Origin of the sequence: Micromonospora sp. NPDC050417 (genome assembly GCF_044458865.1) — a bacterium.
Classification (GTDB): Bacteria; Actinomycetota; Actinomycetes; order Mycobacteriales; family Micromonosporaceae; genus Micromonospora_G.
Window position 1 is genome coordinate 155,957 of record NZ_JBITIH010000012.1, and the last position, 12,703, is coordinate 168,659.

The 12,703-nt window shown below is 72.5% G+C and carries 10 protein-coding genes; 6 read left to right on the forward strand and 4 right to left on the reverse strand.

The window, feature by feature from the left end; all coding sequences use genetic code 11:
* Positions 1–262: 262 nt before the first annotated feature.
* Both ACIBF5_RS17510 and ACIBF5_RS17515 read left to right on the forward strand, forming a co-directional pair.
* The gene (locus ACIBF5_RS17510; RefSeq protein WP_396812718.1) at positions 263–1,477 is read left to right on the forward strand and encodes a phosphatase PAP2 family protein; all 1,215 of its coding nucleotides are present in this window, start codon (positions 263–265) and stop codon (positions 1,475–1,477) included.
* Positions 1,478–1,549: 72 nt separating this feature from the next.
* Positions 1,550–2,566: an alpha/beta hydrolase fold domain-containing protein gene (locus ACIBF5_RS17515; RefSeq protein WP_396812720.1), complete on the forward strand. Its 1,017-nt coding sequence runs from the start codon at positions 1,550–1,552 to the stop codon at positions 2,564–2,566.
* A 46-nt stretch (positions 2,567–2,612) separates the two neighbouring features.
* Here the strand turns inward: ACIBF5_RS17515 and ACIBF5_RS17520 are convergent, their stop codons facing one another.
* Entirely contained in the window at positions 2,613–4,349 is a 1,737-nt protein-coding gene (locus ACIBF5_RS17520) for a DEAD/DEAH box helicase (protein WP_396812722.1), read from the reverse strand.
* A gap of 136 nt (positions 4,350–4,485) precedes the next feature.
* Here ACIBF5_RS17520 and ACIBF5_RS17525 point away from each other — a divergent pair, with 136 nt between their 5' ends.
* Positions 4,486–4,893, forward strand: coding sequence for a hypothetical protein (locus ACIBF5_RS17525; protein WP_396812723.1), 408 nt, complete (start codon positions 4,486–4,488; stop codon positions 4,891–4,893).
* 98 nt (positions 4,894–4,991) lie between these two features.
* Here the strand turns inward: ACIBF5_RS17525 and ACIBF5_RS17530 are convergent, their stop codons facing one another.
* The gene (locus ACIBF5_RS17530) at positions 4,992–6,440 is read right to left on the reverse strand and encodes a M20/M25/M40 family metallo-hydrolase (RefSeq protein ID WP_396812725.1); all 1,449 of its coding nucleotides are present in this window, start codon (positions 6,438–6,440) and stop codon (positions 4,992–4,994) included.
* 129 nt (positions 6,441–6,569) lie between these two features.
* Between ACIBF5_RS17530 and ACIBF5_RS17535 the strand changes: the two genes are divergently transcribed.
* Entirely contained in the window at positions 6,570–7,877 is a 1,308-nt protein-coding gene (locus tag ACIBF5_RS17535; RefSeq protein WP_396812727.1) for an NAD(P)/FAD-dependent oxidoreductase, read from the forward strand.
* A gap of 20 nt (positions 7,878–7,897) precedes the next feature.
* Here the strand turns inward: ACIBF5_RS17535 and ACIBF5_RS17540 are convergent, their stop codons facing one another.
* Positions 7,898–8,713, reverse strand: coding sequence for a spermidine synthase (locus ACIBF5_RS17540; protein WP_396812728.1), 816 nt, complete (start codon positions 8,711–8,713; stop codon positions 7,898–7,900).
* 175 nt (positions 8,714–8,888) lie between these two features.
* Here ACIBF5_RS17540 and ACIBF5_RS17545 point away from each other — a divergent pair, with 175 nt between their 5' ends.
* Both ACIBF5_RS17545 and ACIBF5_RS17550 read left to right on the forward strand, forming a co-directional pair.
* Complete coding sequence (locus ACIBF5_RS17545) at positions 8,889–10,184, forward strand: ROK family protein (RefSeq protein WP_396812730.1); 1,296 nt, start codon at positions 8,889–8,891, stop codon at positions 10,182–10,184.
* A gap of 180 nt (positions 10,185–10,364) precedes the next feature.
* Positions 10,365–11,543, forward strand: coding sequence for a ThuA domain-containing protein (locus tag ACIBF5_RS17550; protein ID WP_396812732.1), 1,179 nt, complete (start codon positions 10,365–10,367; stop codon positions 11,541–11,543).
* 59 nt (positions 11,544–11,602) lie between these two features.
* On the opposite strand, the gene ACIBF5_RS17555 is transcribed toward ACIBF5_RS17550, so the two are convergent.
* Complete coding sequence (locus ACIBF5_RS17555; RefSeq protein ID WP_396812734.1) at positions 11,603–12,589, reverse strand: DUF2267 domain-containing protein; 987 nt, start codon at positions 12,587–12,589, stop codon at positions 11,603–11,605.
* Positions 12,590–12,703: the final 114 nt, after the last annotated feature.

Here is a 12,703-nt window from a genome sequence, read left to right on the forward strand (position 1 = left end):
ACTCTTCGGCATCGGGGCTGCTACCTGGGGTGTTACAACTTGTAGTCTCGCTAGCTGAACGAAGGTCACTTCTTCTTCCGAAGTGGCTAGCGGGGAGTCAACGTCGATCTCGGTGGGGGACCAGTGCGCGCAGTCACGCCGTCGACCGGTTGAGCCGGGCGTCGCGCGGCGATGGAAGTGGCCGGCCGGCCAGACCCGGCTGGCGCCGCCCAGCCGGCGAAACAGACGAACAACCACGGACGACCCCAGAAGGACGACGGCTATGTCTCGCGCTGCCCCTCTCACACAGCTCGGCCCGGCGCCCGCGCGGCATCTCCTCGACGTCGCACCGTCGACCCTCGCCACCGACGGGATCCGGATCGCACGACGGTACGGTCCCGCCCCGGCACACCGGCGGGCGACCCGCCCCCACGCACTGCGGGAACTGCTCCTCGTCGCCACCCTCTGGGCCGGGTACAACCTGGGCCGGCTGCTCGCGGACGGACACGTACCCGCCGCGATGGCCAACGGCCACCGGGTGTGGGACCTGGAGCGAACCCTCCACCTGCCCAACGAGGCGACCGTTCAGCACTGGATGTCCCAGAGCGAGCCGCTCATCCGGGCCGCCAACAGCTACTACGCCTACCTGCACTTCCCCGCCACCGTGGCCTTCCTGGTCTGGCTCTACCTGCGCCGCCCCGGGTACTACCGCTGGGCCCGCAACAGTCTCGCCGCCCTGACCGGCGCCGCGCTGGTCGTACACCTGCTCGTCCCGCTCGCCCCACCCCGGATGCTCGCCCGCACCGGCCTGGTCGACACCGCGGCCCGCTACGGACCCTCGGTCTACGGACCGCCGGGCGCGGACGACCTCACCAACCAGTACGCCGCCATGCCCTCCCTGCACGTCGGCTGGGCGCTGCTGGTCGCGACCGGGCTCATCGTGGCCACTCGGACGAGATGGCGTTGGCTCTGGTTGCTCCACCCGGCCATCACCCTGACCGTCGTGGTCGCCACCGCCAACCACTACTGGCTCGACGGCATCGTCGCCGGCGCGATCGTGGCGGTCATCCCGTTCCTGTTCCCCATGCCCCAGCGGGCCGTCGCAGAACGGGTGGCCAGGTGGCCCGGGACCGCACACACCTGGTCTCAGCGGCGCGGCGTGCCGGGGATGATGTCGCGTCGAGGCCGGCCGGGCCATCGCGCCCCACGAGGTGGCGACCGCCCCGGACACCGCCCGCGACACGGTGGCGGCACCGGTCGCGGGCGGGCCCTGCGGCGGATCGGCATCGCGGTCGCCGGCGGCGTGATCATCCTGGCCGGGCTGCTCATGCTGGTGCTGCCCGGCCCCGGCTGGTTGACCATCTTCGCCGGACTCTCGTTGCTCGGCCGCGAGTTCCCGTGGGCGAAACGCCTCGCCGACCGGCCGCGACGTGGGCTGGTGCGGCTGCGTGACCGCTGGCGGGAATCGTCGGCCCGACGTCGGAGCCGCGCCGGGTGACCGCCCGGCCGGCCCGGAACGGCCCGCGCACCAACCCGCTCTGACCCCGTGGAGACGAAGGAACCGCCCACCATGCACAGCCTCAGCAGCCGCATCCTCACCGTGTCGCTGACCCTCGCCGGGGTCAAGCGGTGGCAGTTCGCCCCGAAACGCTTCATCGGCGTCTCGGCCGCGCCGAGGGATCCCCAGGGCCACCGACCGCCGATCCTGCGGCACGTCGACGTCGACCGGCAGGACTTCGAGGGCTGGCCCACGTACGTCCTCACGCCGGCCTCCGGCGGCGCCGCCGGGCAGCTCGTCTACCTGCACGGCGGTGCGTACGCCACCGAGATCACCGTCGGGCACTGGAACCTCATCGCCCGCCTCGCCGAGCGGACCGACCGTACCGTCACCGTGCCGATCTATCCGCTCACCCCGGAGTACGGGCACCGCGACATCTTCCCGACCCTGATCCGGCTCTACCAGCGGATCGCGGCGCGGGGCGCGGCGGATCGGCTCGCGGTGGTCGGCGACTCGTCGGGCGCCGGCATGGCCCTGGCGCTGGTGCAGTCCCTGCCGGACGGCACCGCCCGCCCCGGCGACCTCGTGCTGCTCTCGCCATGGCTCGACGCGACCATGAGCAACCCGGACATCTCCGCGGTGGCGCGCCGGGATCCGCTGCTGAACGCCGCGCACCTGAGGTCCCTCGGTCACCTGTACGCGCTCCCGGACCTGCCCTCCGTGCCGCACGTGAGTCCGATCAACGGCCCCCTGGACGACCTGGGCCGGGTGACCCTCTTCACCGGCACCCGGGACGTGCTGAACCCGGACGCCCGACGCCTCCGGGAACTCGCGGCCGAGCAGGGCACCGACATCGCCCTGCACGAGTACCCCGGCATGCTGCACGACTGGGTGCTCACCCCGATCCCCGAAGCCAGACGGGTCATCACCGAGATCGTCGAGGTGCTGCGGGGGCCGGAACCACCGGTCGAAGCCAGGGCGGTGGCGGCCGTGCGACCGACCGAACCTGCCCGGAGGCCGCGTACCGCCCCTCGGGTTCTCACCTCGTGCGGCGGGCGACCGGGCGGGCGCCGCCGGGTCCTTCGCTGAGCACGGGCCGCGCCAGGCCGGCCCGTGCCACCACGGTTGATCGGCACTACTCGCGGGCGCCGTCCCGGTCCCGGCGTACGGTCGCCCGACGGCCCTTGATCGTGGTGCCGCGCAGCCGGCTGATCACCTCTTCCGCAGCCGCCTGCGGCACCTCGACCAGGGAGAACCGGTCGGCGATCTCGATCGAACCGATCTCCCGCCCGCTGACCCGGGTCTCCCCGGTGATGGCGCCGACCAGGTCCTGCGGACGGATGCCGGACCGCCGCCCCACCCCGATGAAGAGGCAGGTCATGCCGCCCTGGCGGGACCGGCCGGGGCGCTGGGCGTCCCGGCCACGGCCGTCCCGGGCACCACGGCCGTCCCGCTCGCCCCGTTCGGTGCGGAGCGTCACGTGCGGGATCTCCTCGTCGTCGACCGGCACGCCGGCCGCCTCGTGGGCCAGCTTCACCGCCGCCAGCGCCACCTCCATCACGTCGAACTCGTCGGCCAGCGTCTCGACGATCACCCGGAACTGATCGAGGTCGTCCTCCAGGAGGCTCTCCTGGAGTGCGGCCCGGGTCAGCTCCAGCCGTCGGGTTCGCATGTCCGCGACGGTCGGTACCTTGTCGATCGAGATCCGCTGGCCGGTGACCCGCTCGATGGTCTTGAGCATGCGGTGTTCGCGCGGCTCGGCCAGGGTGATCGCAACCCCCTGCCGCCCGGCGCGGCCGACCCGCCCGATCCGGTGCACGTACGACTCCGGCGCCGACGGCACGTCGTAGTTGAAGACATGGGTGAGCTGTTCGATGTCCAAGCCGCGCGCGGCGACGTCGGTCGCCACCAGGAGGTCGGCGGTACCGGTGCGCAGCCGGCCCATCACCCGGTCGCGCTGTTCCTGGCTCATCCCGCCGTGCAGCGCCTCGGCCCGGTAGCCCCGGCCGTTCATGGTCTCGGTGAGCCGGTCGACCTCCTCCCGGCTGCGACAGAAGACGATCGCGGCGGTCGGGGACTCGGCGTCGAGCACCCGGCCGAGCGCGGCCGGCTTGTGCGCCCGGGCCACCACGTACGCGGTCTGCCGGACCAGGGGAGCGCTGCCGGAGGCGGGAGACGGCCGGCCGATCTCGATCCGTACCGGGTTGCGGAGGTGCTGGCGGGCCATCCCGTCGATCCGGGCCGGCATGGTGGCGGAGAAGAGCACCGTCTGTCGCTGCTCCGGGGTCTGCGCGAGGATCGCCTCGATGTCCTCGGCGAAGCCCATGTCGAGCATCTCGTCGGCCTCGTCCAGCACCACCGTGCGTAGGTCACCCAGTCGCAGCGTGCCCCGGGCGATGTGGTCCAGAGCCCGCCCCGGGGTGGCCACGACCACGTCCACCCCGCCGTCCAGCACCCGCAACTGCCGGCCGATCGGCTGCCCGCCGTAGATGGGCAGCACCCGTACGCCGAGTTCCCGGCCGTAGCGGTGGATCGCCTCGGAGACCTGCACGGCCAGCTCACGGGTGGGTACGAGCACCAGTGCCGACGGGTCGCCGGAACGGCGCTCGGCGGGCATCCGGTGCAGCAGGGGCAGGGCGAAGGCGGCTGTCTTGCCGGTGCCGGTGGCCGCCTGGCCGAGCAGGTCGCCGCCGGCCAGCAGGGGCGGAATCGTCTCCCGTTGGATCGCGGTCGGCTCCTCGTAGCCGAGGGCGGCCAGGGCACCGAGCAGTTCGGCCCGCAAGCCCAGATCGGCGAAGGTGCCGGACCCGTCGTCGGTGCCGCTGTGATCGACGGGGGCTACTGGATCGGGCCGTACGCTCTCGGAACTCATACCCACAAGCTTTTCATTACCCCGGTTGGCGTGTTTCGACTACCGGTGTACGGGGTCGCCACGCGCCTGTGCTTACGGTCCTGGGTGAGCCCCGCGACTCAGGTGTTCCGGCACGTACCGGACGAGAATCGTCGCCATGAAACCTGTCGAGCGAACCCTCTCCAGCCCCCGTCAAGCCGCGCTCGGCGCCCTCGCCGCCGCAGTGGTCAGCGGTGCCGTCTGGGCGCTGGGGCATGCGGTCGCCGCCCTGGTCGGGACCGTCTCGCCGGGTCCGGACGCGAACATCGGTCTCGGGATGTTCCTGCTCGCCCTGCACACGCTGGCGGTTCCGCTCGGGATGTGGTGGCCGCTGCGCCTCCTGGGCGTGCCGGGCGCGGGTCTGGTGGCCGGCGGCGCCATCGTGGTCCTGGTGGTCGCGGTGACCTCGGTCGGTGTCCTGGCCTCCGTCGTGGTGGTCACCGCGTACACCGGCTTGGCCGTGCTCGCCGCCGGTGGCCTCGCCGCCCGGCGTCGTGGTGGACTGCACTCGGGCGGAGCGGCCTGAGCGGTCGACGATGCTCCGGGAGATCGGCGCCCCACCGCCGGTTCGATCGCGGTGGGGCGCCCCGGTCGTTCGGGGGAGTCGACTGGGCCGGTCCGGTCTCAGCTCCCCGGCTGGGGGAAGGCGACCGGGCTGCGGTAACCGTCCCGGTTCACCGCCCGGATGCCGAAGAAGACGTTGTCCTTGGAGAGGTTGATGGTCGTGGTGGTGACGTCGCCGACCTCGATCGCGTGGGTCCACTCCGGTGCCGTCGTCTCCCGCCAGAGCACCTCGTAACCGGCCAGGTCCGGCTCGGTGCCGCGCTCCCAGCGCAGCTCGGTGTCGTTGGTCAGGTTGGTGGTCACGATGGTCGCCCGCTTCGGCGTACCCGGTCCCTGCGCGAGGGACCAGAGTACCGCGCCGTTGACCTTGGCCACCCGGGTGATGTACCCGAAGTCGCAGAACTCGGGCAGGTCGCCGAACTGTTTGCCGTCCACCACCCGGACATCCTGGTGCTGGTGGGCGAAGTCCTCGTTCGGCTCGGTGAACCGACCCGCCGGCCAGCCCTCGCGCAGGAAGGCGATGTGGTCGCTACCGCGCAGGTAGCGGTCCCGCCGGTAGATCACCCGTACGCCCATGCCGGTGGCGCTGTTCTCCGCCACGTCACCGACGAAGCGGGCGAGCTGACGCGAGGGTGAGTCGTTCTCGCCGCCCACCGACTGGCGGGTGCTCGCCTGGCCCGGCGTCTCGGAAGTCGGCACCCCTTCGGCGAACAGGCGCACCGACTTCGGGTCCCGGGTGCCGTCGTCGGCCCTGCTGCTGCCGACGATGTCGTTGCTGAACATGCCCTGGATATCCGTACCGGCGGCCTTGTACTGCTGGGCCAGGTAGGTCGAGCCGTAAAGGTTCTGCTCCTCGCCGGCGACGGCGGCGAAGACGACGGTCGCCTTGATCGGGCGGGTCGACATCACCCGCGCCAACTCCATCAGCACCGCCACCCCGGAGGCGTCGTCGTCCGCGCCGGGCGCGTCGCTGGTGGCGTCCATGACGTCGGTGCACCGGGAGTCGTAGTGGCCGGTGATCACGTACACCCGTTCGGGTGAGGTGGTGCCCCGGAGGGTGGCGACCACGTTGGTGATCCGGGTCGGGACCGGGATCCGGGACGCGGGCTGCTGGATGTACGACTGCAGCTCGACCGTCAGCCGGCCACCGGAGCCCGCCACGTAGCTCTGCATCTGCTGGTGGATCCAGTCTCGGGCGGCCCCGATGCCGCGCACCGGGTCGTCCTGGCTCGACAGGGTGTGTCGGGTCCCGAACGCGGCCAGCCGCCGCACGATCGCCTCGATCCGCCGCTGGTCCACCTCGGCCAGCAGCCGGCGCAACTCACGGTCGGGTGGCTGCGGCCGGACCGGCCGGCCGGGGCCGTCGTCCGCGCCGTGCCCGCCAGCTCGCGCCGGGTCGGCGGCCAGCGGAACGGCGACAGCCGCCGCGGCGGTGACGGTGGCGGCGGAGAGGAAGGTACGGCGGGACGGCTTCGTGGGCGCGGGGCCGTGGGATTCGTCAGATGACATGAGATCATCGTCATCAATCAACGTGATGAGTGTCAATGGCTCCGGTCGGTGGTCGGCGCCTGCGGGGCCGGTCGTCAATGGTCCACCAGCCGAGGTTTGTCCCGCTTGTGCCCGGGAACGGCACTGGTTATGACCACACCGCGCGTCGTGATCGTAGGGGCCGGTTTCGCCGGGTACCACGCGGCGAAACGCCTGTCCCGGCTCGCCCGTGGCCGGGCCGAGATCACTCTGATCAACTCGACCGACTACTTCCTCTACCTGCCCCTGCTGCCCGAGGTCGCGGCCGGTGTGATCGAACCGACCCGGATCACCGTGCCGCTCACCGGCACGCTCCCGGGCGTGCGGGTCATCATCGGTGAGGTTGACCGGGTCGACCTGCGGGGACGCCGGGTGGGGTTCCATCCGCCCGAGGGCGACCGGGACGAGGTCGCCTACGACCGACTCGTTCTCTCCGTCGGCAGCGTCAACAAGCTGTTGCCGATTCCCGGCGTCACCGAACACGCGCACGGCTTCCGGGGCGTGCCCGAGGCGGTCTTCCTGCACGATCACGTGGTCCGCCAGATCGAACTGGCGGAGACCACCGACGACCATCGGGAGCGGACGGCCCGGAGCACCTTCGTGGTGGTCGGTGCCGGATACACCGGCACCGAGGTCGCCGCGCACGGACAGCTCTTCACCGACCGGCTGATCGCGCAACGCCCCGGGTTCGGCCCGCGCCCCCGGTGGATGCTGCTCGATGTCGCCGACCGGGTGCTCCCCGAACTCGCCGAGCGGATGTCGACGACCGCGAAACGGGTGCTCGACGAGCGCGGGGTCGACGTCCGGATGGGTACGTCGGTCAAGGAGGCGACCGCGGACGGAGTACGGCTCAGCGACGGCGAGTACGTGCCCACCCGGTCGTTGATCTGGTGCGTCGGCGTACGCCCCGACCCGCTCGTCGCCAACCTCGGGCTCTCCACCGAACGGGGCCGGTTGACCGTGGACGAGTTCCTCGGCGTACCCGGCTTCCCCGAGGTGTACGCCTGTGGCGACGCTGCCGCCGTACCCGACCTGACCCGGCCGGGGCAGGTGACCCCGATGACCGCCCAGCACGCCGAGCGGCAGGGCAAACTCGTGGCGCACAACATCGCCGCCTCGTACGGGCAGGGCCGGCGCCGGGCGTACCGCCACCACGACCTGGGGTTCGTGGTGGATCTCGGGGGCCGGGACGCGGCGGCGAACCCGTTGCAGGTGCCGCTGGCGGGGTTGGTGGCGAAGGCGGTCACCCGGGGCTATCACCTGCTCGCGCTGCCGAGCAACCGGGTCCGGGTGGCTGCGGACTGGCTGCTCGACGCGACCATGTCCCGACCGGCGGTCCAACTCGGCCTGGTGCCGTCCAACGCGGTACCGCTGGAGAGTGAGTCACCGGAGCTGCCGACCCGTGTCGGTGCCCGTTGACCACAGCGGTGGTCGACGGGTCAGCCAGTGCCGGTCGGGGCGTCGGTCACCGGCCGGCTGGCGGCGACGAACCGGTCCAGCGAGGCACCGTGCAACACCCCGCCCGGCACCGGGTCGCGGGCCGCCCGGCTGGCCAGCCGGGCCACCGGTAGCCGTTCCGGCTGGGTGGCGGCGGCCAGCACGACGTTGCCGTACCGCCGGCCGCGCAGCATCGCCCGGCTGGCGATCAGGGCCACGTCGGCGAAGACGGCGCGCAGGGTGGCCGCCTGGACCCGGGAAAAGGCCAACAGTGGCAGGTCGGTCAGGTTGAGCAGGTAGATCCCGTCCGGGCGGAGCACCCGCGCCGCCTCGGTCGCGAACTCCACGCTCGCGACGTGTTCGGGCATCCGCGCCGCCTGGTAGACGTCCGCCAGCACCAGGTCGTAGCCGCCGTCGGCTTCGCTTTCGAGGGCGGCTCGCGCGTCGGCGACGCGTACCCGGATGTCGTCGGTGGGTAGTGGCAGTTCGCGTCGGACCAGGGTGACCAGGGCGGCGTCGCGCTCGACCACGGTCTGGGCCGAGCCGGGTCGGGTGGCCGCCACGTAGCGGGGCAGGGTGAAGCCTCCGCCGCCGAGGTGCAGCACCCGCAGCGGGGCACCGCCGGGGGACGCCGCGTCCACCACCGAGGCCATCCGCCGCACGTAGTCGAAGTGCAGGTACGTCGGGTCGTCGAGGTCGACGTACGACTGCGGCACGCCCTCGGCGAGCAGGATCCGTCCGGCCGGCCGGAACCGGTCGATCAGAAGTTCGGTCGTCGCGGCACCGGAACGGGCCGCGGGCCGGGGTTGCCTCGCCACCGCTGCACGCTAACCGGTGCCGGTGTGGCCGCCCGCACCGACGTGTCCGCGGTCCCACGGACGATGAGTTATCGGCAGGTTTCAAAATAGTGAGGGATCCATGACGGTCACCCCTTGATATCGATATGCGTCGCATGGTTGGTTAGGCGGACCCATAGACGAATCAGGGGCCGCGATGTCCACTGCACCGCGCTCCGGTCCGCTCCGCCCGGCGAGCGCACCGAGCGACCAGTTGTCGCTGCGACGCGCGAACCTCTCCCGGACACTCGGCCACCTGCGGACCCACGGCCCCCGCTCCCGCGCCGCCATCGCCGCCGGCACCGGCCTGCACAAGGCAACCGTCTCCAGCCTGGTCGACGAACTGCTGGCCCGGCAACTGGTCCGGGAGACCGGGTTGGAGTACTCCGGCACCGCCGGCAGACCCGGCCGGGCGGTGGCACTCGACGGGGCCGGCGTCGGTGCGCTCGGGGTGGCGATCAACGTCGACTACATCGGCGTACACGCCACCGACCTGGCCGGCCGGGTTCTGGTCGAGCGTCGGATCGCCTTCGACGCGACGGCGGGCGGACCGGACCGGTGCGTGGCCGCGTTGACCGAGGTGATCCGGGAGGCGCTGCGCGACCTCGATCGCTGCGGTGCCGTACCGGTCGGGGTGACGGTCGCGGTGCCCGGACTGATCGACGTCGCGCACGGTGCGGTCGTGCTCGCCCCCAACCTCGACTGGCATGACCTGCCACTCGGGCCACGGCTGGTCGCCGCCCTCCCGGCCGGCCTGCGCGTGGTGGTGGACAACGACGCCAACCTCGCCGCCCTGGCCGAACACACCTACGGCGTCGCGGCCGGCACCCGCGATCTGGTCTACCTCACCGGTGAGGTGGGCGTCGGCGGTGGGGTGATCTCGGACGGACGTCTCCTACGCGGCACCGACGGCTTCTCCGGCGAGGTGGGTCACCTGCCGGTGGATCCGGCCGGCCGGCGCTGCGGATGCGGCCGTACCGGCTGCTGGGAGACGAAGGTCGGGCTGGCCCAGTTGGTCCGCGCGATCACCCCGGACCGGGCGTACGGCCTGGATTCCGGCCCGTCGCGGGTGCCCGAGGAGCGGGTCGCGGAACTGCACCGCCGGCTGGCGGCCGGCGACCCGGTCGCACTGGCCGCCGTCGCGGAGGTCGGACGCTGGCTCGGACTCGGCGGCGCGATCCTGGTCAACCTGGTCAACCCCCGGGTGCTCGTGCTCGGCGGGTACTTCGCGACGCTGGCCGAGTGGCTGATCCCGGCCGCCCGACCGGAACTGGACCGGCTGGCGGTGGCCGGCCGAGCGGCCCACTGCCGGTTCGTCGCCTCTGACCTCGGCTTCACCGCCGCTGCCCGTGGCGCGGCGGGGGTGGTCGTCGATCGGGTGATTGCCGACCCCACCTCCGTGGGTAGTCCACCAGTCGCGGCCGCCCGTGCCACCGCGATCCGCGTCCCCTAGCCCGCCCGCCCCGTCCACCCCTGCGACCGACCCGTCCCTCCGACTCGCCAGTCCGTCCGGGGTGGTCCACCGGCAACCGCCCCCCGATCGGCACCAAACCCCCGTGATCGGCGGTCAGCGTGGCGGCGCACGCCCCCGCCCGGTCACACCCCCACCCCGTTCCCACCAGAGAGGCCGAACATGAAACTCCCGATCCGTCGTGCGCTGGCGGTCGCCGCCTCCGGCGTGCTCCTCGCCGGTACGGCAGTCGCCGCCACCGCCGGTCCGGCCCAGGCCGCCGATCCCGCCTACCAGGTGCTCGTCTTCTCCAAGACGGCCGGTTTCCGGCACGACGCCATCCCGGTCGGCATCCAGGCGATCCGTGACCTCGGTGCGGCCAACAACTTCACCGTCACCGCCAGCGAGGACGCCACCGCGTTCACCACCACCAACCTGGCCCGATTCCGTACCGTCGTCTTCCTCAACACCACCGGCGACGTGCTCAACGCCGGGCAGCAGACCGCCTTCGAGTCGTACGTCAACTCCGGGGGTGGCTTCGTCGGCGTGCACTCCGCCGCCGACACCGAGTACGACTGGCCGTACTACGGCCAACTCGTCGGCGCCTGGTTCGCCTCGCACCCCGCGATCCAGCAGGCCAACGTGAACGTGGAGGACCGCACCCACGCGGCCACCGCGCACCTGCCGCAGACCTGGACCCGCACCGACGAGTGGTACAACTACCGGACCAACCCCCGGTCCCAGGTTCGGGTGCTGGCCAGCCTCACCGAGTCCAGTTACTCCGGCGGGACCATGGGGGACCACCCGATCGCCTGGTGCCACCCACAGTCCAGCGGGCGCGCGTTCTACACCGGTTTCGGGCACACCCAGGCCTCGTACGCCGACGCCGCCTTCCGGGCCCACCTGCTCGGCGGGATCAGGTACGCGGCGGGCTGGGCTCCGGCCGCCTGCACACCCGGTGGGGGTGGCGGCGGTCAGGTGACCGTCGAGGCCGAGGCGTTCAGCTCGCAGTCCGGCGTACAGGTGGTCGGCAAGGGCGCGGCCAGCGGCGGCGCAACGGTCGGCTACGTCGACAACGGCGACTGGACCGGGTACGCGTCCGTCAGCACCACGGGCCGGACCGGCTTCTCGGCCCGGATCTCGTCGGCCGGTGCCGGCGGCACCATCCAGATCCGTTCGGGATCGGCGACGGGCACCCTGCTCGGTTCCGTGGCGGTGCCGAACACCGGCGGGTGGGAGACCTTCCGTACCGTCTCCACCACGCTGACCGCCTCGGCGTCGGGTGCGCTGTTCCTGCGTTACACCGGCGGCTCCGGTGCGCTCTTCGATGTGGACACGGTCACCCTCACCGGCGGTAGCTGACGGCCCGGTACGCCGGTCGGTGGACCCACTTCAGGGCCTGCCGACCGGCGTCGGTCGACTCAGCTCAGGCCGGCACCGGCCTCGTCGATCGCGTCGTCGACCTGCCGGGCGAGGTCGATGTCGAGCGCGGTCACCGCGCCGACCCGAGTGGTGCGTACGGTGATCACCGCCGTACTGGGACTCTCCCGACCGATGCTCGGACCTCGGCCGTTCTCCGGTCGTAGCGCCGCCAGTCGGCCAAGCACCCGGTCCAGGTTCTCGGGCGGCAACTCGATGGTCCGGCGCAGCGACCGCTGGTCACCCGACCAGTAGGGCAGGTCGGCGAGGGCAGCCCGGAGTTCGTCGCCGGTCAGCGGGGCGGTCTGCCCGCTCGGGCTGACCACCCCACCACCGGCCGGCGGTGGGCCGAGCAGATCCTGCAGGTCGATCGGTAGATCGAGCGAGTCGACCAGGTCGCGGTCGCGGTCGGCGAGAGCGCTCAACGTGGCCTGCGCCTGGTACCGCGCCTGCTCCGGCGTCCGTTGGCTGAGCCGGGCGACCTCGTCGAGGAAACCGGCGATGTCGTGCCGACGGGCGGCGGTGCCGGACGCGCCGTTGTGCAACTCGTTCGGCAGGGCGTCCAGTAACCGCTCTCGTCCAGCGTCGTCCAGCGCCTCGGCGAGCGCCAGTACGGTGGCCTCGGCGGCGGCGCGGGCCTGGTCGAAGTCGACCCCGGCGCGGCGGCCGACATCGCTCACCAGGTCGCGGTACTGGATCACGGCGACGTTCGTGGCGCCCCCGACGTCACCCTGTTCCGGGTCCGGCAGTGGCCACGCGGGTGGTGCCGGCGACGGCACCGAGGCCGGTTCCAGTCCGGCCCGGTCGGCGGCCGGCTTGCGGGGACCCGCCTCCGGCGGCCCGTCCCGGCGGGCCTGTTCCAGGCTCTCAAGCTGCTTGGAGGAGCCGAGCGTCGCGCCGGCGCCGCTCGGCCGCTGCCCGCGCTGACGCGCCTGCCGGGCGAGTGCGCGGCGTCGCTGGTTGTCGCCCTCCATCTGCTTTCCGCTCATGCCCTGCGCCTTCCCGTCGGGTGGACGACCGAAACGGCACAGCCCGGCGGGGCGCCGCACGTCCGGGCGGGAGTCACTCCGCTCGGGTGAGGGTGCCTCACCCGGCGGAGGCCC

Coding starts and splice junctions, on each gene's coding strand:
- ACIBF5_RS17510 (WP_396812718.1), top strand. CDS start 263: ATGTCTCGCGCTGCCCCTCTCACACAGCTCGGCCCGGCGCCCGCGCGG.
- ACIBF5_RS17515 (WP_396812720.1), top strand. CDS start 1,550: ATGCACAGCCTCAGCAGCCGCATCCTCACCGTGTCGCTGACCCTCGCC.
- ACIBF5_RS17520 (WP_396812722.1), bottom strand. CDS start 4,349: ATGAGTTCCGAGAGCGTACGGCCCGATCCAGTAGCCCCCGTCGATCAC.
- ACIBF5_RS17525 (WP_396812723.1), top strand. CDS start 4,486: ATGAAACCTGTCGAGCGAACCCTCTCCAGCCCCCGTCAAGCCGCGCTC.
- ACIBF5_RS17530 (WP_396812725.1), bottom strand. CDS start 6,440: ATGTCATCTGACGAATCCCACGGCCCCGCGCCCACGAAGCCGTCCCGC.
- ACIBF5_RS17535 (WP_396812727.1), top strand. CDS start 6,570: ATGACCACACCGCGCGTCGTGATCGTAGGGGCCGGTTTCGCCGGGTAC.
- ACIBF5_RS17545 (WP_396812730.1), top strand. CDS start 8,889: ATGTCCACTGCACCGCGCTCCGGTCCGCTCCGCCCGGCGAGCGCACCG.
- ACIBF5_RS17550 (WP_396812732.1), top strand. CDS start 10,365: ATGAAACTCCCGATCCGTCGTGCGCTGGCGGTCGCCGCCTCCGGCGTG.
- ACIBF5_RS17555 (WP_396812734.1), bottom strand. CDS start 12,589: ATGAGCGGAAAGCAGATGGAGGGCGACAACCAGCGACGCCGCGCACTC.